The following is a 21621-nucleotide window of genomic DNA, read 5'->3' as shown; positions in this document are numbered from 1 at the left end:
GGGGCGCGTGAGCGGCATCCGGCGGGGCCGTCGTGGCTTGTCGCGCCCACGCGGCGCAGCCGCCTATCGATACGGCCCCGGGCCCCCGTGGGACACAAGACCGGCCCCTCGGGAGTTGACCGAGGGGCCGGTGGTCACTGCTGCGCCTGGGGCGTCGGTCAGGCGTTGAGGCCGGCGTTCGCGAAGGCCGGGTTGAGGGCGCCGATGACGGACACGGTGTTGCCCACGGCGTTCACGGGGATGTGCACCGGCGCCTGGACGAGGTTGCCCGAGCCGACGCCCGGCGACTTCACGGCCTTGCCGTCCGCGTGCGCACCGTCCGTGGCGGAGGCGAGACCGGCACCGGCGACGATGAGGCCACCCGCGACCATCGTGACTGCAGCGGCCTTCTTCAGGTTCTTCACTTCTTGGGTCCTCCTAAGCGATCGCTGCGGCCAGCCGCCGCAGCACACTGGAGAACGGCCGGGCGGCTCACAGGTTGCGCCGAACGAGGGACATTGACACGACGGTATGAATCTCAGACCGGAACGCAACCATCCGGTCCGCCGGTCGACGGAGTGCGCCGGAGCGTTGATCAGCCGGTCACACCGTGTCGTACGGCCCACAGGGCGGCCTGGGTGCGGTCGGCGAGGTCCAGCTTCATCAGGATGTTCGAGACGTGGGTCTTGACGGTCTTCTCGGAGAGCACGAGGGCACGAGCGATCTCGCGGTTCGAGCGGCCGTCGGCGATGAGCCCAAGGACCTCGCGCTCCCGCTCGGTGAGCGAACCGCCCCTCCCCTGCCCGCTGTTGTTCTCCTCCTGGGACAGCAGCGCCCCCGCCACCTCGGGCTGAAGGAGCACATGGCCCGCGTGCACGGAGCGGATGGCGCCCGCCAGGGCGTCCGGGTCGACGTCCTTGTAGACGTACCCGGCGGCGCCTGCGCGCAGGGCCGGGACGACCGTGCGCTGTTCGGTGAAGCTGGTGACGATGAGCACGCGCGCGGGGTTGGCCAGTTCGCGGAGCTTGCGCAGCGCCTCGACCCCGTCCATGCCCGGCATCTTGACGTCCATGAGGACGACGTCCGGTTTCAACTTCTCGGCCTGCTCGACCCCTTCGGCGCCGTCCGACGCCTCGCCCACGACCTCTATGTCGTCCTGCACCTCGAGGAACGTACGCAGACCGCGGCGGACCACTTGGTGGTCGTCGACCAACAGCACCCGGATCCCCGTCTTAGGATTGAACACAGCGTCAGCCACCGGGAACCTCCATCTCGATCGTCGTGCCCTTTCCGGGCTCCGATTCCACGGTCAGCCGTCCGCCGACCCCGCCGGCCCGGTCCCGCATCGAGACCAGGCCCAAGTGCCGCCCCGCGCGGCGGATCGCACGGGGGTCGAAGCCGCCGCCGTCGTCCGTGACGCGCAGCACGGCTCCCGCTCCGCGTCGCACCAGGGTGACGCGGACGCGTTCCGCGCCGGAGTGGCGCAAGGCATTGTGCAGCGCTTCCTGGGCGACGCGCAGCATCGCTTCCTCCTGGGCCGCGGGCAGGGCGCGCACCGCGTGGCTCTCGAAGGTGACTTCGGCGGAGTGCGCGCGGTCGAGGACCTGCGTGTGCGTGCGCAAGGTGGCCACCAGACCGTCCTCGTCCAGGGCGGCGGGGCGCAACTCCACCACGGCGGCGCGCAGTTCGTCCGCCGCCTCGGCCGCGAGCACGGCCACCTGCTGGAGTTCACCCTTGGCGCGCGCCGGATCGCGGTCCACCAGGGCGGTCGCGGCCTGGGCCGTCAGGCGCAGGGAGAAGAGCTTCTGGCTGACGGCGTCGTGCAGTTCGTGGGCGAGGCGCGAGCGCTCCTCGGCGATGGTCAGCTCGCGGCTGCGTTCGTAGAGCCGGGCGTTCGTGAGGGCGATCGCGGCGTGCTGGGCGAGGATGGAGAGAAGCTCCTCGTCGTCGGCGGTGAAGCCGCAACCGCCTTCCGGCTTGGGGCAGTTCTTGTTGGCGAGGAAGAGCGCGCCGAGCGTCTCGTCCCCGTACCGGATCGGCAGGCCGAGGAAGTCGGACATGTCCGGGTGGGCGGACGGCCAGCCCTCGAAGCGCGGGTCCTCGCGCACGTCGGCGAGGCGCTCGGGCTCGGCCTTGTGCAGCATCGCGGCGAGGATGCCGTGCTGACGGGGCAGCGGGCCGATGGCGCGCCACTGCTCGTCGCTGACGCCGTCGACGACGAACTGGGCGAATCCGCCGTGGTCGTCCGGGACACCGAGCGCCGCGTACTCCGCGTCGAGCAGTTCGCGGGCGGAGGCGACGATCGTCTTGAGGACGTCGCGCACCTCGAGCTGCCTGCTCATGGCGAGAAGCGCGGAGCTCACCGCGTTCAGGCCGGACCGGTGACCTTGACTCATGGCCTCACCGTACCGGCGGGGTGTGACAGTGCGTATCGGACCTGTGGCGGCCACCGCCTAGGGCCGTGGACGTAGGCACGCAGGTGTAGGCCCAAGGGCCCTGAGCTGTTGCGGCCCGCGCACGAGGCGCCGGGGGCGGGTCCGTTCGTAGCGTGGGGTCATCCGCTGCAGAAGCGGATGCCAGGGCGACCCGAGGGGACGGATGTCATGCCGGTAGCGATCATCACAGGGGCTTCGAAGGGACTGGGGCGTGCGCTGGCGGCGGCACTCGCCGGGCGGGGCTGGGGTCTGGTGCTCGACGCGAGGACGGCCTCAGCGCTAGATGAGTCCGCGCGGGATCTGACGGGGCTCGGCGCGCGCGTGGCGGCCGTCGCCGGGGATGTCACGGACGCCGGGCACCGGGCGGACCTGGTGGCTGCGGCGCGCGATCTCGGCGGTCTCGATCTGCTGGTGAACAACGCGAGCGCGCTGGGCGCGGAGCCGCTCGTGCGCCTTGAACACCTCACGCACGACGGGCTGCGGCAGGCCCTTGAGACCAATGTGGTGGCGGCTCTGGGGCTGATCCAGGAGGCGCTGCCCTTGTTGCGGGCCTCCGGGACGGGGGCCGTGGTCGATGTCAGCTCCGACGCGGCCGTCGAGGCGTACGAGACATGGGGAGGGTACGGAGCGTCGAAGGCCGCTCTTGATCATCTGTCGGCGGTCCTCGCCGTGGAGGAGCCGGGGATCAGGGTGTGGGCGGTCGACCCCGGTGACATGCGGACCGATCTCTACGAGGCGGCTGTTCCGGACGACGACGCCTCGGGGCGGCCGTCGCCCGAGACGGTGGTGCCCGCCTTCCTGCGGCTGCTCGACGAGCGGCCCGTGAGCGGGCGGTACTCCGCTCCTTCTCTGCTGGACGGCTCTTTGTCCGCCGCTTCTCTGCTGGACGCCCGATGACGCTCGCCGTGCGGGTGCCCGAGGAGCTGGCGGCCCGTGTGCCCGCCGAGCAGCGGGGTCCGGGTCTTGGCAGGGATGCGGTGCGGCTGCTCGTCTCGCGCGGGACGGACGTCTCGCACCACGCGTTCGCCGATCTGCCCGCGCTGTTGCGGGCCGGGGACCTGCTGATCGTGAACACCTCGACGACGCTGGCCGCCGCAGTCGACGGAACTGTCGGAACCCTTGGAACCCCTGAAACCCCTGAAACCGCAGGGCACGCGCGCGTAGTGGTGCATTTCTCGACGCGAGGGGACGACGGACGGTGGGCCGTCGAGTTGCGGGATCCGGATGGCCGGGGCACCACGCGGGCGCGCGCGGGCGGGCCCGCGGATTCAGTCGTGCGGCTCCCCGGAGACGTACGCCTTGTCCTCGACGAGCCGCTGGCCCCGGGGAGCGGGCGGTTGTGGTGGGCCCGGGTGTCGGCCGACGTGCCCTCCCTGCTGCGGAGGCACGGGCGCCCCATCCGTTACTCCTATACAGAGAGGGATCAGCCGCTCTCCGCCCACCAGACGGTGTTCGCCCTGCCGTCTGCCGACGGGACGGGCAGCGCGGAGATGCCGAGCGCGGCCCGGCCGTTCACCGCGGGCCTCGTGGCGCGCCTGGTGAGCCGGGGTGTGCAGTTCGCGCCGGTCACGCTGCACACGGGGGTGGCGTCACCCGAGGCGCACGAGCCGCCGTATCCCGAGCTCTTCGAGGTGCCCGGGACGTCGGCGCGGCTGATCAATGCCGCCAGGGCGGGCGGCGGGCGCGTCATAGCGGTCGGTACGACGGCCGTGCGCGCCGTCGAGTCCGCCGCGGGGTCCGACGGGGTGGTCCGGGCGGCAGCGGGCCGTACGGAGCTCGTGGTGACGCCGGAGCGGGGCGTGCGCGCGGTGGACGGGCTGCTCACGGGGCTGCACGAGCCGCAGGCCTCGCATCTGCTGATGCTGGAGGCGATCGCGGGCCGGGCCGCCGTCGACCGGGGTTACGCACAGGCGGTACGCCGTCTCTACCTCTGGCACGAGTTCGGCGACGTACATCTCCTCCTTCCGAAGGAGTTTGCTCACGCAGAGAATTGCGACGGCAACTGTTGGTGAGGTTGTTACGTGCTCGATGTGAGCCCGCGCATAGGGCGCACGTCACGTACGAAGTCCCCTAGTGGATAAGAAATCCCTTTATGCGCAGGGGGTGCAATGCCGTCAAACCGTACGGCGCACCCCCTGATCCACTACCCGGCTTCGTATGTCACTCCTTTGCCACGGAATTTTGCTGCCGCTAAGAATTGCTCCCGTCGCTCGGCGCCGCGGTCTCGCACCGCGGCGTTTGTGCCGGAGAAGCAATGTCCCCGCCGGCCGGAGCGACCTCCGCTATTCGAAGAGGTCCATCCGCATGTCCCAGCACAGCACCCCTGGTCATAGTCGCCCCGCGCTGACCAAGACCCAGAAGTTCTCGATCGCCGGTGTCGCCACGCTCGGTGCCGCCGCCCTCGCGTTCTCCCTCGTGCCGGGCAGCGCCGATGCCGGAACCCAGACGCAGAGCCTCGACGCCGCCGCCCCGGTGGCCTTCAAGCAGAACGTCGACGCCCAGCAGGCCGTCCACGCCGGTGTCATCAAGCAGCAGAACACCGCCGACAAGCAGGCCAAGGCCGCCAAGGACGCAGCCGCCGCGAAGGCGAAGACCGAGGCCGACGCCGCCGCGAAGAAGCGGGCCGACGAGGAGGCCGCGGCCAAGAAGAAGGCCGAGGACGAGCGCAAGGCCGAGGAAGCCGCGAGCCGTGCCGCCGCTCGCAAGCCGGTCTACGCCAACAACCTCGACGGCTGGATCCGCCAGTCCCTGGACATCATGAAGTCCAAGGGCATCCCCGGCTCCTACGACGGCCTGCACCGCAACATCATCCGCGAGTCCGCGGGCGACCCGAACGCCAAGAACGGCTGGGACATCAACGCCATCAACGGCACCCCGTCCGTCGGCCTGCTCCAGGTCATCCAGCCGACGTTCGACGCGTACCACGTCGACGGCACGTCCACGAACATCCTCGACCCGGTCGCCAACATCACGGCCGCGGCCAACTACGCGGCCGACCGGTACGGCTCGATGGACAACGTGAACAGCGCCTACTGAGCCTGATCTCCGGATCGACGGACCTCTTCACCGAGGCTCGGCAGACGCCGAAGGGCGGCACCCCACAGGGGTGCCGCCCTTCTCGTCTGCCCACAGCTCGTCTGCCCGTGGGCGGACCGACGTGCTTACTTGCGCATGACCTCCGGCTCGTGGCGGCGCAGCAGTCGCGCGACCGCGAAGCCGCAGGCGACGCCGAGCAGGAGCAGGACCGTGATGTTCAGACCCCACTGGCCGACCGAGTGCTCCCACAGCGGGTCGAGGTCGCCCGGCTTCTTCGGGTCCCACGGCGGCATGAGGTGCGCCAGGTCCAGCGTGGAGCCCGCACCGGCGATGGCCCAGCGCGACGGCATCAGCCAGGCGAACTGCTCCAGGCCCGGCGAGCCGTAGATCTGGAAGAGCACGCCGGTGAAGACGACCTGGACGATCGCGAACATCACCAGGAGCGGCATGGTCTTCTCGGAGGTCTTCACCAGCGAGGAGATGACGAGACCGAACATCATCGAGGTGAAGCCCAGGGCGATGATGACCAGGCAGATCTCGACGGCCGGAGGCATGATCAGGCCCTCCGCCGGCATGTCTCGCGTCGCGAAACCGATGCCGCAGATGATGACGCCCTGGAAGGCCGTGATCACGCCGAGGACGATCACCTTGGACATCAGGTACGCCGAGCGGGAGAGGCCGGTGGCCCGTTCCCGTTCGTAGATGACCCGTTCCTTGATCAGCTCACGTACGGAGTTGGCCGCGCCGGAGAAGCACATGCCGACCGCGAGGATCAGCATGATCGTGCCCGCGTCGCCGTTGAACTTGGACGGCGGCTTGGGCGGGCCGAGCCCGAAGTCGGCCGGGATGACGACGCTGACGATGCCGAGGACCGCGGGCAGGATCACCATCAGACCGAGGAAGCCCTTGTCGGAGGCGATCACCGAGGTGTAGCGGCGGATCAGGGTCCACAGCTGCGAGCCCCAGCCCTGCGGCTTGGGTGGCCTGATCGCCTGCGGCGGCGGCATGTGGACCGACTGCGCGGCCACGGCGTCGATGTCCGCGGCATACATCTGGTAGTGCTGCGAGCCCTTCCAGCGGCCCGCCCAGTCGTAGTCGCGGTAGTTCTCGAACGCCGAGAAGACGTCCGCCCACGTCGAGTAGCCGAAGAAGTTGAGCGCTTCCTCCGGCGGACCGAAGTACGCGACCGAGCCGCCCGGCGCCATCACGAGGAGCTTGTCGCAGATCGCCAGCTCGGCGACCGAGTGCGTGACGACAAGGACCGTACGGCCGTCGTCCGCGAGGCCGCGCAGGAGCTGCATGACGTCGCGGTCCATGCCCGGGTCGAGGCCTGAGGTCGGCTCGTCCAGGAAGATCAGCGACGGCTTGGTGAGCAGCTCAAGGGCCACCGACACTCGCTTGCGCTGGCCACCGGAGAGGGAGGTGACCCTCTTCTCCTTGTGGATGTCCAGCTTGAGCTCGCGCAGGACCTCGTCGATGCGCTGCTGGCGCTCCTGCTCGCTGGTGTCCGAGGGGAAGCGCAGCTTGGCGGCGTACTTGAGGGCCTTCTTGACGGTCAGTTCCTTGTGCAGGATGTCGTCCTGCGGGACCAGACCGATGCGCTGGCGCAGCTCGGCGAACTGCTTGTAGAGGTTCCGGTTGTCGTAGAGGACGTCGCCCTGGTTGGCGGGCCGGTAGCCGGTGAGCGCCTTGAGCAGGGTGGACTTTCCGGAGCCCGAGGGGCCGATGACCGCGATGAGCGACTTCTCCGGGACGCCGAAGGAGACGTCCTTGAGGATGTCCTTGCCGCCGTCGACCGTCACCGTCAGGTGGCGCGCGGAGAAGGAGACCTCACCGGTGTCGACGAACTCCTCGAGCCGGTCGCCGACGAGCCGGAACGTCGAGTGACCGACGCTGACGGTGTCGTTCGGGCCGATGAGGGCCGTGCCGGACTTCGCGATCGGCTGGCCGTTGATGTACGTGCCGTTGTGCGAGCCGAGGTCGTGGATCTCGAAACGGCCGTCCGGAGTGGCCGTGAACTCGGCGTGCAGCCGCGAGACCTGGAGGTCGGAGACGACCAGTTCGTTCTCCAGGGCACGGCCGATGCGCATCTTGCGGCCGAGCGAGAGCTGGTGGAACGTCGTCGGGCTGCGGTCCCCGTAGACCGGCGGGGCCCCCGCGGCACCGCCGGAACCCGCACCGGGACCCTGCTGCTGCGGGACCTGCGGCTGCTGAGGCTGCTGAGGCTGCTGGTGATGAGCCTGCTGCTGGGGCTGCGGCCAGCCCTGCTGCTGGGGCGCCTGCTGCTGCGCCTGGTACTGCGGCTGCTGCTGAGGTGCCTGCTGCTGTTGGGGGGCCTGGGCAGCCCAGCCCGGTCCGCCCTGCTGCTGCCCGTGGTGCTGCGGTGCCTGGTGTTGCGGCGCCTGGTGGGCCGGTGCCTGCTGAGCGGCCTGCTGCGGTGCGGACACGGCGGCGGCACCCGACGCATTGCCGGACACATTCAGGCGCGGACCGTCGGTCGCGTTGCCGAGGTTCACGGCCGAACCGGGGCCGATTTCCATCTGGTGGATCCGCTGGCCCTGCACAAAGGTGCCGTTGGTGCTGCCGTGGTCCTCGATGACCCAACTGCGGCCGCTCCAGCTGATCGTGGCGTGACGCCAGGACACCCTGGCGTCGTCGAGCGCGAGATCCCCCTGCGGATCACGTCCGAGGGTGTACGACCTGGACGGATCGAGCGTCCAGGTCCTTCCATTCAATTCCAGTACGAGTTCCGGCACTCCAGCCCCACTGAGTTGTCCCCCGAGCTAGCCCCCATATGGGGAGTCTAGGGATGTCGAACATCGGGAGGAACTATTTCAGGCGGAGGCCTCTGACCGAAAGTCGGGCCTTGTGAAGACTGCGTACGGGCCTCCGTGACCGCCCCGTTGACGGGGCAGAAAACGCCCCGGAGAGTAGTAACCGCCCATGAGTGCATACGGATCATGCGCATTGCGTATATCTCGTACGAACAGGGCGACGCGGTGCGAGTCGGGGGGTCCTGATGAAGACCGGCGGGAAACGGGCCGAGGGCCGGGGTGTGCGGTGGGGCGATGTGCTGATCTCCGCGATCGCCGCCGTGAGCTGGGCTCTTGTCGGCATGGCCGGCACGGCGGCGCTCGGCCTGCATCTGCTCGGCGCGGACGCGGTGGGGTCACTGGGGCCGATGACCGCCGCTGTGGTGGCGCTCGGTGCGGGTGGCTCGGTCACCCCGTCCGGTGACGTCTCGGCGTTCGGGCTCAAGGGGGCCGAGGCGGCCACCGCGATCGACGTCGCGCCCTTGGGCGTGGGGCTCGCGGGCGCGGTGCTCCTTGCGTATTTCTTCCTACGCTCCCTGCGTGGGGCGGGAGTTGTGATCGCACCCGCCGAGCTCGCCGCGCGCGCGGGCGCCGTGGTCGTCCTCTTTCTGGCGATGCTCGGAGGGCTCGCATGGGCGGGTCACGACATCATCACGATCGACGGCTCCAAGCTGGGGATCGGCAAGGGCATCGACAAAGGACTCGACCAGCTCCCGGGGGGCATCAAGGACAAACTGCCCGGCGGGCTCGGTGACATCGGCGGCCTGCTGCCCGACCGGCTCGGCGATCTCACCAAGGCGAAGGCGTCGGTCGGCTTCACCGTGGACACGGGTCCGACGCTGCTCGGGGGCGCGGTGTGGGTGCTCGTCGTCCTGCTGATCGCGCTGCTCGTGTCACGTCGTACGCCGCTGCCGCGCGGGTGGGACGCCGTGCACCGCGTGGTGCGGCCCGCCTCGTCCGCGCTTGTCACGGTGGCGCTCGTGGCGGTGCTCGCCGGACTCGCGGCGGCGGCGTACGCGATGATCGGCGACGCCCATCCCAAGCGGATCGCGGGCGCCGCGCTGCTCGGGGCGCCGAACGGGGTGTGGCTCGGGGTGCCGATCGGGCTCTTCGTGCCGTGGGACGGCGAGGCGACGGGCGCGCTCGCGAAGCTGCTTCCGGATCCGCTGGACGACCTCCTGACGGGGTCGGGCTCCTCGGGGAAAGAGGCGGTGACACTGGGGCGGCTCGCGGAGCTCGACAGCCGGGTCTGGCTCCTCGGTGTCGCGGCGGCGCTGATGATCCTGTTCGCGGGGGTGCTCACCGCCGTCCGCACTCCCTACTTACGTGGCAGGACGGGCACCCTGAGGTTCGCGGGGCAGTGTGCGGTGCGGCTCGGTGCGGTGACGGCGCTCGGACTTCCGTTGATGGTGTGGCTGACGGGGTTGTCCGCCGACGCCTCCCTCTCGGTGCTCAGCTTCGACGCGTTCGGGGCGGGCATCGAGCTGCACGGGCGGCTTGGGATGGCGTTCGTGCTCGGCGCGGCGTGGGGCGCGGGGGCGGGTGCGGTGGGGGCGTTGCTGGCGGTGGCGAGCGGGGCTGCGGGGGGTCGGGTGGCGGCGCTGGCCCGTGTCGGGGAACCGCCTGAGGTGGCGCCGCCGGTTGAGGCGGGGGCCGGGGCGGTTGGGGCGACTGGGGCAGCGGGGGCGGCTGGGGAGGCTGGTCCGTACAGTCCCAGCGCGCCCTTCCGGCCCTCCAATCCCGACACCAATCCTTACCTCCGGCCGCCCCGGGATGTCTCCGGGGCGCCGACGGTGGTGGGGCCGATCACTCCACCTCCGCAGCCGAAGCCGCGGCCCCGTTCCTCGGGCAACGGCGACTGGCCGCCGCCTCCTCCCCCACCGCCTCCGCCGCCTACGCCGGGCGGGGGCGGCCGGTAGGTACGGTGCTCGGCTTGCGTTCGGCTTGTCGTCGCCCCGTCGCCCCGTCTTCGTGCCGCCGCTTCGCGGCGGATCTTTCCCTCCCACCCACCCGATCACCCCGCGACACGACGGCTCGACGCGATGCATCGCCGGGTAAACGGGTGGGCGGGTGGGAGAAATCCGCCGCGAAGCGGTGGGACAGGAACGCCCCCTACTGGCCGGCAGCCAAAGACCGGCGACGGGGCTACTGGGCAACGGGGCAACGGGGCAACGGGGCAACGGGGCAACGGGGCAAGAACGCGACGCGGCCCCGGATGTGTCCGGCACGCGGACCACTTCGCTGCCCGCGCAAGGCACCCGGATACGGTGGCCTCACCATGAGCGCTCCTCAGCCACCGCAGCCCGCCGACGTCCCCACGCTCCTCGTCAAGATCTTCGGCAAGGACCGCCCCGGAATCACAGCGGGGCTCTTCGACACCCTCGCCGCCTACTCCGTCGATGTCGTGGACATCGAGCAGGTCGTCACCCGTGGCCGCATAGTGCTGTGCGCGCTCGTGACCCAGCCCCCGGCCGGTCTGGAGGGCGACCTGCGGTCCACCGTGCACAGCTGGGCCGAGTCCCTGAAGATGCAGGCCGAGATCATCTCGGGTATCGGCGACAACCGCCCGCGCGGCCTCGGCCGTTCCCACGTCACCGTGCTCGGCCACCCCCTCACCGCCGAGTCGACCGCTGCCATCGCCGCCAGCATCACCGTGACCGGCGGCAACATCGACCGTATCTTCCGGCTCGCCAAGTACCCCGTCACCGCAGTGGAGTTCGCCGTCTCCGGCGCGGAGACCGAGCCGCTGCGCACCTCCCTCGCCCTTGAGGCGGCGAAGCTCGGCGTGGACGTCGCCGTCGTCGCGGCGGGCCTGCACCGCCGTGCCCAGCGGCTCGTCGTGATGGACGTCGACTCGACCCTCATCCAGGACGAGGTGATCGAGCTCTTCGCGGCGCACGCGGGATGCGAGGACGAGGTCGCCGAGGTGACCGCGGCCGCGATGCGTGGCGAGCTGGACTTCGAGCAGTCGCTGCACGCCCGCGTGAAGCTCCTCGCCGGGCTCGACGCCTCGGTCGTCGACAAGGTCCGCTCCGAGGTCCGCCTCACCCCCGGCGCCCGCACCCTCATCCGCACGCTCAAGCGCCTCGGCTACCAAGTGGGCGTCGTCTCGGGCGGGTTCACCCAGGTCACCGATGATCTGCAGGAACGTCTCGGCCTCGACTTCGCCCAGGCCAACACCCTGGAGATCGTCGACGGCAAGCTCACCGGGAAGGTGACCGGCGAGATCGTGGACCGCGCGGGCAAGGCGCGGCTCCTTCGCCGGTTCGCCGAGGAAGCCGGGGTCCCGCTCGAGCAGACCGTCGCGATCGGCGACGGCGCCAACGACCTCGACATGCTGAACGCGGCCGGTCTCGGTGTCGCCTTCAACGCCAAGCCCGTCGTCCGCGAGGCCGCGCACACCGCGGTGAACGTCCCCTTCCTCGACACCGTCCTCTACCTCCTCGGCGTCACCCGCGAAGAGGTCGAGGCGGCGGACACGCACGCCGACTGACGCCGGGCGAGCGGCTTCATCGTCAGGTCGTACGCCGATGGGCCCCGGTACCGCAGTGGTACCGGGGCCCATCGGCGTACGTGCGTCAAGGACCTGCTCGCGTCAAGGGTCTGCTTGTGCCAAAGACCTACTCGGAAGGTGCCCAGTAGTCGACGAGTGTGCCGACCCCGGGCTCCAGGGCCTTCCACGAGCCGGAGTACGTCAGGACGGCGAAGGCGGATGTGGGAAAGCCGCGGCGGTCCATCCGCGTGCGGGCGTCGCCCTCGGAATCACCGGCGAGGACGTCGGCGAGCCCCTGCACTCCGGGGTTGTGGCCGATCAGCACGACGTTCCGCACATCGTCCGGGGTTTCGTTGAGCACGGCGATCAGCTCGCCGGGAGAGGCCTCGTACAGCCGATCCTCGTAGACGGTCTTGGGCCGGTCCGGCAGCTCATGGACGGCGAGCTTCCATGTCTCGCGGGTCCTGGCGGCGGTCGAGCAGAGGGCCAGGTCGAAAGGGATGCCGCTGTCGGCCAGCTTGCGCCCGGCGACCGGGGCATCCTTGCGTCCGCGCTCCGCGAGCGGCCGCTCGTGGTCGGACACCTGGGGCCAGTCGGCCTTCGCATGCCGGAAAAGGACAATCCTGCGGGGTTCTGCGACGCTCATGCGTCCCAGCTTCGCATGAAACCCGCCAGCGGGCGCAGGGAGTTGGACTGCTCCCCCGGCACGGGTGACGGCGTCCACCCGGGGCAGGTCACGAGGTCGTACGGAAGACCGTCTCCTGTATACGCTCGAGCACGTGCGTGACCACCTGTCCGCTGCCCGCCGCATGTGCGTCGGCGGGGTTCAGCATCAGCAGGAGCAGGGCCGCGAAGGCGATGGCGGGGAGGGCGATCGCCCACCACGGAAGCTGGATCTCGACGCTCGCGGAGTCCCTGGTGGCTCCCGGGTCGCGCCGTGTGTGCGAACGGGCCGACATGCCGCCTCCGTGGTCTTCGAGTCCTTCGTGCCGCGTCTTCGCGGCCACATCTCGAAGGTACGGATCCGGCGACCCTCAGCACATCCGGTGATCCACCCACTTGACCCTGACACTGACCCCCTAGGGGATGGTGGTGCTAACCCCACCATCGGCCCCGCCGGGGTCAGTTCACGGCGAGGCGATGGAGGCGATGATCCCGATGATCACGGTGATGGCCAGCATGGCTCCGAGTACGAGGAGCAGCTTCTTCTGGCCGTTCTGGGGGTTCGGGTCGAGCACTGGCATGGGGAGAGTCTCGCACCCTTTGTCCGGGGCGGCTCCGCCGGGGTCGGGAAGCCGCCGTCGGGCAGCCGGGGTCAGGAAGCCGAGGCCGCCGCGACCTCGTCCTCGACCGTGCGGTTGCGGCCCGCCAGGATGCCCACCACGATCTGCGGCACCATCAGGCCCGCCATCAGCGCGATCGGCAGCCCCCAGCCGCCGCTGTGCTGGTAGAGCACGCCCACCAGGAGCGGCCCGGGAATCGAGATCAGGTAGCCCGTGCTCTGCGCGAAGGCCGAGAGCTTGGCGACGCCCACACTGCTCTTGGCCCGCATGCCGACCATGGTGAGGGCGAGCGGGAAGGCGCAGTTGGAGACGCCGAGCAGCAGGGCCCACACCCAGGCGCCGCCCTGGGGGGCGAGGTAGAGGCCCGCGTATCCGGCGAGACCGCAGACGCCGAGCACGACCACCACGGGGCCCTGGTTCGTCAGACGTGTGGCGACCCGGGGGATGACGAAGGCCAGCGGCACGCCCATCGCCATGATGACGGCGAGGAGCACACCGGCCTGCCCCGCCGGGACCCCCGCGTCACGGAAGATCTGCGGCATCCAGCCCATCGTGATGTACGCGGCGGTGGCCTGGAGCCCGAAGAAGCAGGCAAGGGCCCATGCCGTACGGCTGCGCGTGATGCGCAGGTCGGCGTCCTCCTGGCGCACGGTGGAGCTGATGTGCTCCGGGGCGGCCGACGCGGCACTGCGGTCCCGTACGAGCGGCAGCCACGGCACGACGGCGACGACGGCGAGCGACGCCCACACCGCGAGGCCGGTCTGCCAACTGCCGCCCATCGCATCGGTCATGGGCACCGTGATGGCCGCGGCCAGCGACGTGCCGAGCGCGAGCGCCATCGAGTAGAGCCCGGTCATCGAGCCGACCCGGTCGGGGAACCAGCGCTTGACGATCACCGGCATCAGGACGTTGCTGACCGCGATGCCCATGAGGGCGAGCGCGCTCGCGGCGAGGAAGCCGACGGTGCCGCCCAGGAAGGGGCGGATCGCCAGGCCCGTGGCGATCGCGACCATGCCCGCGCAGACCACGGCGCTGGGGCCGAATCGGCGGGCGAGCCGCGGGGCCATCACTCCGAAGACCGCGAAACAGAGCGGCGGGACGGAGGTGAGGAGACCGGCGAGCGTGCCGCTCATGCCGAGCCCGTCACGTACCTCTTCGAGGAGGGAGCCGAGGCTGGTGATGCCCGGACGGAGGTTGAGGGCGGCAAGGACGATGCCGACGATGACGAGACGCGTGGCCCACGCGCGCGTGGCGGGCTGTTTCTCCGCTGCCCCGTCCGCCGCGTCGGTACGTGTCGGTGTTGTCGTCGGTGCGGGTGTCGGTGTCATCGTCCTGGTTTCCTCACTAGCCATGGGGCCATCATAGAATCATGGGATGATTGGCTGTCCAATCCGTTGTCTTTCCATCCGTCACTCCACTGCCTCCGTTTCCGTCACACCGCGCACGAAGGATCGTCATGCCGCTGACCACCCCTCACCGCTCTGCGCTCTCCGAGCAGGTCATCGCCGAGCTGCGTAACCAGATCTCGTCGGGAGAGTGGCCGGTCGGCTCCCGCATCCCCACCGAGCCCGAGCTGGTCGAGCAGCTGGGCGTGGCACGCAACACCGTCCGAGAGGCGGTCCGCGCCCTCGCGCACAACGGCCTGCTCGACATCCGCCAGGGCTCCGGCACCTATGTGGTCGCGACCAGCGAACTGGCCGGCGTGATGCAGCGCAGGTTCGCCGACGCGGAGCCGCGGCACATCGCCGAGCTGCGCAGCACGCTGGAGTCGAGCGCGGCGAAACTGGCCGCGCAGCGCCGCACGGAGCGTGACCTCAAACAGCTCGACGCCCTCCTTGAGCGCCGCGAGGAGGCCTGGGCTTCGGGCGACGCCGAGGCCTTCGTGACGGCCGACGCGACCTTCCACCTGGCCGTCGTGGCCGCGTCCCACAACGACGTGATGACGGCGATGTACGCGGACCTCGGCGAGGTCATGCGGGACTGGCTGCGTGAGGACGTCGGCGAGAAGCTGACCCCCGAGAGCCACATGGACCACGCCCGGCTCGTCGACGCGATCCGGGAGAACGACGAGGAGGCGGCGGCCAAGGAGGCTGCCGCCTACCCGTTCATGTGCCGCCCGGAGCTGTTCACTTCGCGTGGCTGACCCAGACGGACCGGATCTCTTTCCAGCACCGCCCGGTGAGCCGCACCGTCGAGGCGGGCCCCGCCTCGACCTGCACGCCGTCGCTGTCGATGTCCCACCACTGCTCGCACTCCACGTGCAGCCGGACCCGGTCGGTCTCGGGGTACGGGTTGTGGCAGGACGCGACCGCGTCCGAGCCCGCGACGCTGATGCGGCACTCCGAACCGAATGGCCGGGGTTCGACCGCCTCCACGCGCGCGCGTGGAGGCTTCGCCTCTGTGACGGCATGCGAAGCGGCGCCGTACGGCAGGGCGGTCAGCAGGGTGAGAGCGGCGAGCACCGCGGGAGATGACGGGCGCACACCTCAGGGTGCGCGGTTCTGCCCCGACCGCGCCTGGCCGGTGGGCCGAACGGGTGACGCCCCGCCTCCCGCACAGCGCGGGGGACGGGGCGTCAGGAACGTACAGAAGGCCTGGTCAGGCACCCATCATGTGCACGCCGCCGTCGACGTGGATGATCTCGCCGGTGGTCTTCGGGAAGAAGTCCGAGAGCAGCGCGACGATGCCGCGGCCCGCGGGCTCCGGGTCGGCCATGTCCCAGTTCAGCGGCGACCGGGTGTTCCAGACGTCCGCGAGCTCGCCGAAGCCCGGGATGGACTTGGCGGCCATGGAGCCGAGCGGACCCGCCGAGATGAGGTTGCAGCGGATGTCCTCCTTGCCCAGGTCGCGGGCGAGGTAGCGGCTCGTGGCCTCCAGGGCGGCCTTGGCCGGGCCCATCCAGTCGTACTTGGGCCAGGCGAACTGCGCGTCGAAGGTGAGACCGACGACCGAGGCGCCGTCCTCGAACAGCGGGCGGCAGGCCATGGTGAGCGACTTCAGGGAGAACGCCGAGACGTGCATCGCCGTCGCGACGTCCTCGAAGGTCGCCTCGAGGAAGTTGAAGGCGCCCTGCGGGGCGAAGCCGATGGAGTGCACGATGCCGTCGAGGCCGCCGAGCTCGTCCTTCACCACACCCGCGAGGCGGTCCAGGTGCTCCTGGTTGGTGACGTCCAGCTCGATGACCTTGGCAGGCTTCGGGAGCTTCTTGGCGATGCGCTCGGTGAGCGTGGGCCGCGGGAAAGCGGTCAGGATGACCTCGGCGCCCTGCTCCTGAGCGACCTTGGCCGCGTGGAAGGCGATAGAGGCCTCCGTCAGCACACCTGTGACAAGGATCTTCTTGCCTTCGAGAATTCCGCTCATGGTGATCAGTGACCCATGCCCAATCCGCCGTCAACGGGGATGACGGCTCCAGTGATGTACGACGCGTCCTCCGAGGCGAGGAACTTCACCGCGGCGGCGATCTCCTCGGGCTCCGCGTAACGGCCGAGCGGCACCTGCTTCACGATGTTCGTGCGCTGCTCGTCCGTGAGCGCCCTGGTCATGTCGGTGTCGACAAAACCGGGCGCGACGACGTTGAACGTGAGGTTGCGCGACCCGAGCTCACGGGCGAGCGAGCGCGCGAAGCCGACCAGGCCGGCCTTGGAGGCGGCGTAGTTCGCCTGCCCCGGGCCGCCCATCAGGCCGACGACGGAGGAGATCAGTACGACGCGGCCCTTCTTGGCGCGCAGCATGCCGCGGTTGGCGCGCTTCACGACACGGAAGGTGCCGGTGAGGTTGGTGTCGAGGACGGACGTGAAGTCCTCCTCGGACATCCGCATGAGGAGCTGGTCCTTGGTGACCCCGGCGTTCGCCACCAGGACCTCCACCGGACCGTGCTTCTCCTCGATCTCCTTGTACGCCTGCTCCACCTGCTCGGTGTCAGTGATGTCGCACCTGACGGCGAGGACTCCGAGCTCCGTGAGGGCCTGAGGCGGTTCACCCGAGCGGTAGGTGATCGCGACCTTGTCGCCGGCGTCGGCGAAGACGCGGGCGATGGCGAGGCCGATGCCCCGGTTTCCTCCGGTGACGAGAACCGAGCGGCTCAACGGATCACCCTTTCGATAGCGGTCTGGTTCCTCGAAAACCTATCGGTACGGTGCTCCATACGGAGAATCGACCACCGACAGTGGCGTACCGGACTCGCTGTCGGGTCCCTACAGAAAACTCTGGGCGCCGGGCCCCCGTGCGCGACATGATTCTGACCGACCGGTGCCGACAGCAGGGAGACATCCGTGCCTCATTCCATCGATGAAGCCTTCACGGCGCTGCCGCTGCGGGCTCTCGCCGACGCCGCGCTCGCCCGCGCGCGTGCCCTGGGCGCGGACCACGCGGACTTCCGCTTCGAGCGGGTGCGCAGCGCGTCCTGGCGGCTGCGGGACGCCAAGCCGTCCGGGACGTCGGACACCACGGACCTGGGCTACGCGGTCCGTGTCGTGCACGGCGGGACCTGGGGGTTCGCGTCGGGCGTCGATCTGACGATGGACGCGGCGGCGAAGATCGCGTCCCAGGCCGTGGCGATGGCGAAGCTCTCGGCGAAGGTCATCAAGTCGGCCGGGTCCGACGAGAGGGTCGAGCTGGCCGACGAGCCGGTGCACGCGGAGAAGACCTGGGTGTCGTCGTACGAGATCGACCCCTTCTCCGTGCCGGACGAGGAGAAGAGCGGGCTGCTCGCCGAGTGGAGCGCCCGCCTCCTGGCCGCCGACGGCGTCTCGCACGTCGACGCCTCGCTGCTCACCGTGCACGAGAACAAGTTCTACGCGGACACGGCGGGGACGGTGACCACGCAGCAGCGGGTCAGGCTGCACCCGCAGCTCACCGCCGTCGCGGTCGACGAGGCGAGCGGCGAGTTCGAGTCGATGCGGACCATCGCGCCGCCGGCCGGACGTGGCTGGGAGTACCTCACAGGCACCGGCTGGGACTGGGACGCCGAGCTGGACCGCATCCCCGAGCACCTCGCCGAGAAGATGCGGGCGCCGAGCGTGGAGGCCGGTTCGTACGACCTGGTCGTCGACCCTTCGAACCTCTGGCTGACCATCCACGAGTCCATCGGCCACGCCACCGAGCTCGACCGCGCCCTGGGCTACGAAGCGGCGTACGCGGGGACGTCGTTCGCCACCTTCGATCAGCTCGGCAAGCTCGCGTACGGCTCGTCGATCATGAATGTGACGGGTGACAGGACGGCCGAGCACGGGCTCGCGACCATCGGGTACGACGACGAGGGCGTGGCCGCGCAGTCCTGGGACCTGGTGAAGGACGGCACGCTGGTCGGCTACCAGCTGGACCGTCGCATCGCGAAACTCACCGGCTTCGAGCGCTCCAACGGCTGCGCGTACGCGGACTCCCCCGGCCATGTGCCGGTGCAGCGCATGGCGAACGTGTCGCTCCAACCGGACCCCGGCGGCCTCTCGACCGAGGACCTGATCGGCGGCGTCGACCGCGGCATCTACGTGGTGGGCGACCGGTCCTGGTCGATCGACATGCAGAGGTACAACTTCCAGTTCACGCAGCAGAGGGCGTACGAGATCCGCGACGGGCGTCTTGTCGGTCAGCTCCGCAACGTCGCCTATCAGGGCATCACCCCCGAGTTCTGGGGCTCCATGGAGAAGGTGGGCGGCCCTCAGACCTACGTACTGGGAGGGGCCTTCAACTGCGGCAAGGCCCAGCCGGGCCAGGTCGCCTCCGTCTCGCACGGCTGCCCCTCGGCCCTGTTCCGAGGCGTGAACATCCTCAACACGACGCAGGAGGCAGGGCGATGACCTCTCGTACGAACGGCAGGACCGGTACGAACAAGCCGCACGAGATCGTCGAGCGCGCCCTGGACCTTTCCACCGCCGACGGCTGCGTCGTCATCGCCGACGAGCACTCGACCGCGAACCTGCGCTGGGCGGGCAATGCCCTGACCACGAACGGCGTGACCCGCGGCCGCACCCTCACCGTCATCGCGACCGTCGACGGCAAGGAAGGCACCGCGTCCGGCGTCATCTCGCGCTCGGCCGTGACCGCCGCCGATCTCGAGCCCCTGGTCCGCGCCGCCGAGCACGCGGCGCGCGGGGCGGGGCCCGCCGAGGACGCACAGCCGCTGGTGACCGGCGGCGAGGAGTCCGCAGGCTTCAGGGCCGCGCCCGCCGAGACGTCATCGGCGGTCTTCTCGGACTTCGCCCCCGCGCTCGGCGAGGCGTTCGCCACGGCCCGCGCCGGCGGGCGTGAGCTGTACGGCTTCGCGAACCACGAACTCGTATCGAGCTACCTCGGTACGTCCACGGGGCTCCGCCTGCGGCACGACCAGCCCAACGGCACCCTCGAGCTCAACGCCAAGTCCCCCGACCGCACGAAGTCGGCGTGGGCGGGGCGCGCGACCCGGGACTTCACAGACGTGGACCCGGCGGCGCTCGACGCGGAGCTCGCCAAGCGTCTGGGGTGGGCACAGCGGCGCATCGACCTGCCCGCGGGCCGGTACGAGACGATCCTGCCGCCGACCGCCGTCGCCGACCTGCTGATCTACCAGCTGTGGTCGGCCTCCGCGCGGGACGCGGCCGAGGGCCGGACCGTGTTCTCCAAGCCGGGCGGCGGCACCCGCGTCGGCGACCGGCTCGCGAAGCTGCCCCTGAACCTGCGCAGCGATCCGAACGAGCCCGGCTTGGAGTCCGCGCCGTTCGTGCTCGCGCACGCCTCGGGCGGCGACTCGTCCGTCTTCGACAACGGGCTTCCGCTGGCCGCCACCGACTGGGTGCGCGCGGGTGAGCTCGCGCATCTGACGAGCACCCGGCACAGTGCGTCCCTGACCGGCCTTCCGGTCGCCCCCGCCATCGACAACCTCATCCTGGACGGCGGCACCGACCGCTCCCTTGAGGAGATGGTCGCGAGCACGGAGCGGGGGCTGCTCCTGACCTGCCTCTGGTACATCCGAGAGGTCGACCCGGCCACCCTGCTGCTCACCGGGCTCACCCGGGACGGCGTCTACCTCGTGGAGAACGGCGAGGTCGTCGGCGAGGTGAACAACTTCCGCTTCAACGAGTCGCCGGTCGACCTGCTCTCGCGGGCCGCCGAGGCCGGACGCACGGAAAAGACGCTGCCCCGGGAGTGGGGCGACTGGTTCACCAGGGCCGCGATGCCCGCCCTGCGCATCCCCGACTTCAACATGAGCTCGGTCAGCCAAGGCGTGTGACGCCCATAGACTGGCCGGTACCGGTTGGTACCGGCCAGAAGCCTTTCCCGGAAACCTTTCAAGGAGACACAAGACCGTGACGGACATCGTCGACGAGCTGAAGTGGCGGGGTCTCTTCTCCCTGTCCACTGACGAAGATGCACTGCGCAAGGCGCTCGCGGACGGTCCCGTCACGTTCTATTGCGGCTTCGACCCGACCGCGGCCAGCCTGCACGTCGGGCACCTGGTGCAGGTCCTCACGGTCCGCCGCCTCCAGCACGCGGGGCACCGGCCGCTCGCCCTGGTGGGCGGCGCCACGGGTCAGATCGGTGACCCGCGGCCGACCGCCGAGCGCACCCTGAACGACCCGGAGACGATCAAGAACTGGGTGGCCAGGCTGCGCTCGCAGATCGAGCCGTTCCTGTCCTTCGAGGGCGAGAACGCCGCGCTGATGGTCAACAACCTGGACTGGACCGCGGGGATGTCCGCGATCGAGTTCCTGCGGGACATCGGCAAGCACTTCCGTGTCAACAAGATGCTGACCAAGGACTCCGTGGCCCGCCGCCTGGAGTCCCAGGAAGGCATCTCGTACACGGAATTCAGCTACCAGCTCCTCCAGGGCATGGACTTCCTGGAGCTCTACCGGCGCTACGGCTGCACGCTCCAGCAGGGCGGATCCGACCAGTGGGGCAACCTCACGGCGGGCATCGACCTGATCCACCGCCTGGAGCCGGACGCGACCGTCCACGCGATCGCGACGCCCCTGATGGTCAAGGCGGACGGCACCAAGTTCGGCAAGTCCGAGAACGGCGCCGTCTGGCTCGACCCGGAGATGACCACGCCGTACGCGTTCTACCAGTTCTGGCTGAACGTGGACGACCGCGACGTCTCGACGTACTCGCGCATCCTCAGCTTCAAGTCCCGCGAGGAGCTCGAAGAGCTCGAGAAGCTCACCGAGGAGCGCCCGCAGGCCCGTGCGGCCCAGCGCGCGCTCGCCGAAGAGCTGACGACGCTGGTGCACGGCGCCGATCAGTGCGCCGCGGTCATCGCCGCGTCCAAGGCGCTGTTCGGCCAGGGTGAGCTCGGCGACCTCGACGAGGCGACGCTGAGCGCGGCCCTCTCCGAGCTGCCGCGCGTCCAGGTCGGCGAGCTCGGCCCGGTGGTGGACCTCCTCGCGGAGGTCGGCCTGGTGGCGAGCAAGTCCGCGGCGCGGCGCACGGTCAAGGAGGGCGGGGCCTACGTGAACAACGCGAAGGTCGCGTCCGAGGACGCTGTGCCCTCCCGCGAGGAGCTTCTGCACGGGCGCTGGCTCGTGCTGCGCCGGGGCAAGAAGAACCTGGCGGCTGTCGAGGTCACTGAGGTCACCGCGGGCTGACCCGCGGTCCCGTACATGTGCGAA

20 protein-coding genes are annotated in these 21621 nt (G+C 70.1%); 9 read left to right on the top strand and 11 right to left on the bottom strand.

Features of this window, described 5'->3' with window-relative positions:
* Positions 1–158: 158 nt before the first annotated feature.
* The 3 genes from ACWFRJ_RS26305 to ACWFRJ_RS26295 all read right to left on the bottom strand — a co-directional run bounded on the left by ACWFRJ_RS26305 (position 159) and on the right by ACWFRJ_RS26295 (position 2375).
* Positions 159–404: a chaplin gene (locus ACWFRJ_RS26305; RefSeq protein ID WP_453535677.1), complete on the bottom strand. Its 246-nt coding sequence runs from the start codon at positions 402–404 to the stop codon at positions 159–161.
* 170 nt (positions 405–574) lie between these two features.
* Complete coding sequence (locus ACWFRJ_RS26300) at positions 575–1237, bottom strand: response regulator (RefSeq protein WP_453535674.1); 663 nt, start codon at positions 1235–1237, stop codon at positions 575–577.
* Positions 1230–2375 carry a GAF domain-containing sensor histidine kinase gene (locus tag ACWFRJ_RS26295; protein WP_453535671.1) on the bottom strand — a complete coding sequence of 382 codons (1146 nt, stop codon included), beginning with the start codon at positions 2373–2375 and terminating at the stop codon, positions 1230–1232. The genes ACWFRJ_RS26300 and ACWFRJ_RS26295 overlap by 8 nt, the downstream gene beginning before the upstream one ends.
* A gap of 207 nt (positions 2376–2582) precedes the next feature.
* On the opposite strand from ACWFRJ_RS26295, the gene ACWFRJ_RS26290 reads away from it, so the two are divergent.
* The 3 genes from ACWFRJ_RS26290 (at position 2583) to ACWFRJ_RS26280 (ending at position 5450) form a co-directional block, all read left to right on the top strand.
* A complete protein-coding gene (locus tag ACWFRJ_RS26290; protein ID WP_453535668.1) occupies positions 2583–3311 on the top strand; it encodes an SDR family NAD(P)-dependent oxidoreductase in 729 nt (242 codons plus the stop codon).
* Positions 3308–4426 carry an S-adenosylmethionine:tRNA ribosyltransferase-isomerase gene (locus ACWFRJ_RS26285; protein WP_453535665.1) on the top strand — a complete coding sequence of 373 codons (1119 nt, stop codon included), beginning with the start codon at positions 3308–3310 and terminating at the stop codon, positions 4424–4426. The genes ACWFRJ_RS26290 and ACWFRJ_RS26285 overlap by 4 nt, the downstream gene beginning before the upstream one ends.
* A 292-nt stretch (positions 4427–4718) precedes the next feature.
* On the top strand, positions 4719–5450 hold the full coding sequence (locus ACWFRJ_RS26280; RefSeq protein WP_453535663.1) for a transglycosylase SLT domain-containing protein: 732 nt from the start codon (positions 4719–4721) through the stop codon (positions 5448–5450).
* Positions 5451–5575: 125 nt separating this feature from the next.
* On the opposite strand, the gene ACWFRJ_RS26275 is transcribed toward ACWFRJ_RS26280, so the two are convergent.
* Positions 5576–8206: an FHA domain-containing protein gene (locus tag ACWFRJ_RS26275; RefSeq protein WP_453535660.1), complete on the bottom strand. Its 2631-nt coding sequence runs from the start codon at positions 8204–8206 to the stop codon at positions 5576–5578.
* Between the two features lie 263 nt (positions 8207–8469).
* Here ACWFRJ_RS26275 and ACWFRJ_RS26270 point away from each other — a divergent pair, with 263 nt between their 5' ends.
* Both ACWFRJ_RS26270 and serB read left to right on the top strand, forming a co-directional pair.
* Positions 8470–10182: a streptophobe family protein gene (locus ACWFRJ_RS26270; RefSeq protein ID WP_453535657.1), complete on the top strand. Its 1713-nt coding sequence runs from the start codon at positions 8470–8472 to the stop codon at positions 10180–10182.
* A 359-nt stretch (positions 10183–10541) separates the two neighbouring features.
* Positions 10542–11756 carry a phosphoserine phosphatase SerB gene (gene serB, locus ACWFRJ_RS26265; protein ID WP_453535654.1) on the top strand — a complete coding sequence of 405 codons (1215 nt, stop codon included), beginning with the start codon at positions 10542–10544 and terminating at the stop codon, positions 11754–11756.
* Positions 11757–11883: 127 nt separating this feature from the next.
* On the opposite strand, the gene ACWFRJ_RS26260 is transcribed toward serB, so the two are convergent.
* The 4 genes from ACWFRJ_RS26260 to ACWFRJ_RS26245 form a co-directional block, all read right to left on the bottom strand.
* Positions 11884–12402 carry a SixA phosphatase family protein gene (locus ACWFRJ_RS26260; protein ID WP_453535651.1) on the bottom strand — a complete coding sequence of 173 codons (519 nt, stop codon included), beginning with the start codon at positions 12400–12402 and terminating at the stop codon, positions 11884–11886.
* An 88-nt stretch (positions 12403–12490) separates the two neighbouring features.
* On the bottom strand, positions 12491–12763 hold the full coding sequence (locus ACWFRJ_RS26255) for a hypothetical protein (protein WP_453535648.1): 273 nt from the start codon (positions 12761–12763) through the stop codon (positions 12491–12493).
* Between the two features lie 120 nt (positions 12764–12883).
* Positions 12884–13000, bottom strand: coding sequence for an SGM_5486 family transporter-associated protein (locus ACWFRJ_RS26250; RefSeq protein ID WP_263974370.1), 117 nt, complete (start codon positions 12998–13000; stop codon positions 12884–12886).
* A 71-nt stretch (positions 13001–13071) separates the two neighbouring features.
* Positions 13072–14391, bottom strand: a complete 1320-nt coding sequence (locus ACWFRJ_RS26245) for a CynX/NimT family MFS transporter (RefSeq protein ID WP_453535645.1) — start codon at positions 14389–14391, stop codon at positions 13072–13074.
* Between the two features lie 104 nt (positions 14392–14495).
* Between ACWFRJ_RS26245 and ACWFRJ_RS26240 the strand changes: the two genes are divergently transcribed.
* Positions 14496–15182, top strand: coding sequence for a FadR/GntR family transcriptional regulator (locus ACWFRJ_RS26240; RefSeq protein ID WP_453535642.1), 687 nt, complete (start codon positions 14496–14498; stop codon positions 15180–15182).
* Here ACWFRJ_RS26240 and ACWFRJ_RS26235 read toward each other — a convergent pair.
* From ACWFRJ_RS26235 to fabG, 3 genes are all read right to left on the bottom strand, one after another.
* Positions 15166–15522 carry a hypothetical protein gene (locus ACWFRJ_RS26235; RefSeq protein WP_453535639.1) on the bottom strand — a complete coding sequence of 119 codons (357 nt, stop codon included), beginning with the start codon at positions 15520–15522 and terminating at the stop codon, positions 15166–15168. The two genes, ACWFRJ_RS26240 and ACWFRJ_RS26235, sit on opposite strands and share 17 nt — an antisense overlap.
* 115 nt (positions 15523–15637) lie before the next feature.
* Positions 15638–16399, bottom strand: a complete 762-nt coding sequence (fabI, locus tag ACWFRJ_RS26230; protein WP_389910552.1) for an enoyl-ACP reductase FabI — start codon at positions 16397–16399, stop codon at positions 15638–15640.
* 5 nt (positions 16400–16404) lie between these two features.
* Positions 16405–17124, bottom strand: a complete 720-nt coding sequence (fabG, locus tag ACWFRJ_RS26225; RefSeq protein ID WP_453535635.1) for a 3-oxoacyl-[acyl-carrier-protein] reductase — start codon at positions 17122–17124, stop codon at positions 16405–16407.
* Between the two features lie 186 nt (positions 17125–17310).
* On the opposite strand from fabG, the gene ACWFRJ_RS26220 reads away from it, so the two are divergent.
* The 3 genes from ACWFRJ_RS26220 (at position 17311) to tyrS (ending at position 21597) form a co-directional block, all read left to right on the top strand.
* On the top strand, positions 17311–18834 hold the full coding sequence (locus ACWFRJ_RS26220) for a TldD/PmbA family protein (RefSeq protein ID WP_453535632.1): 1524 nt from the start codon (positions 17311–17313) through the stop codon (positions 18832–18834).
* Positions 18831–20243, top strand: coding sequence for a metallopeptidase TldD-related protein (locus ACWFRJ_RS26215; RefSeq protein ID WP_453535629.1), 1413 nt, complete (start codon positions 18831–18833; stop codon positions 20241–20243). The genes ACWFRJ_RS26220 and ACWFRJ_RS26215 overlap by 4 nt, the downstream gene beginning before the upstream one ends.
* A gap of 76 nt (positions 20244–20319) precedes the next feature.
* Entirely contained in the window at positions 20320–21597 is a 1278-nt protein-coding gene (gene tyrS / locus ACWFRJ_RS26210; RefSeq protein WP_453535626.1) for a tyrosine--tRNA ligase, read from the top strand.
* Positions 21598–21621: the final 24 nt, after the last annotated feature.

It is taken from the genome of Streptomyces sp. NPDC055239 (genome assembly GCF_053606205.1).
This window is presented reverse-complemented; position numbering and strand designations above follow the sequence as displayed.

Bases quoted from the DNA above. Each gene is read 5' to 3' on its own strand.
- ACWFRJ_RS26290 (WP_453535668.1), top strand. From the start codon at position 2,583: ATGCCGGTAGCGATCATCACAGGGGCTTCGAAGGGACTGGGGCGTGCG.
- ACWFRJ_RS26250 (WP_263974370.1), bottom strand. From the start codon at position 13,000: ATGCCAGTGCTCGACCCGAACCCCCAGAACGGCCAGAAGAAGCTGCTC.
- ACWFRJ_RS26270 (WP_453535657.1), top strand. From the start codon at position 8,470: ATGAAGACCGGCGGGAAACGGGCCGAGGGCCGGGGTGTGCGGTGGGGC.
- ACWFRJ_RS26240 (WP_453535642.1), top strand. From the start codon at position 14,496: ATGCCGCTGACCACCCCTCACCGCTCTGCGCTCTCCGAGCAGGTCATC.
- ACWFRJ_RS26295 (WP_453535671.1), bottom strand. From the start codon at position 2,375: ATGAGTCAAGGTCACCGGTCCGGCCTGAACGCGGTGAGCTCCGCGCTT.
- ACWFRJ_RS26260 (WP_453535651.1), bottom strand. From the start codon at position 12,402: ATGAGCGTCGCAGAACCCCGCAGGATTGTCCTTTTCCGGCATGCGAAG.
- serB (WP_453535654.1), top strand. From the start codon at position 10,542: ATGAGCGCTCCTCAGCCACCGCAGCCCGCCGACGTCCCCACGCTCCTC.
- ACWFRJ_RS26280 (WP_453535663.1), top strand. From the start codon at position 4,719: ATGTCCCAGCACAGCACCCCTGGTCATAGTCGCCCCGCGCTGACCAAG.
- fabI (WP_389910552.1), bottom strand. From the start codon at position 16,399: ATGAGCGGAATTCTCGAAGGCAAGAAGATCCTTGTCACAGGTGTGCTG.
- ACWFRJ_RS26285 (WP_453535665.1), top strand. From the start codon at position 3,308: ATGACGCTCGCCGTGCGGGTGCCCGAGGAGCTGGCGGCCCGTGTGCCC.
- ACWFRJ_RS26245 (WP_453535645.1), bottom strand. From the start codon at position 14,391: ATGGCTAGTGAGGAAACCAGGACGATGACACCGACACCCGCACCGACG.
- ACWFRJ_RS26215 (WP_453535629.1), top strand. From the start codon at position 18,831: ATGACCTCTCGTACGAACGGCAGGACCGGTACGAACAAGCCGCACGAG.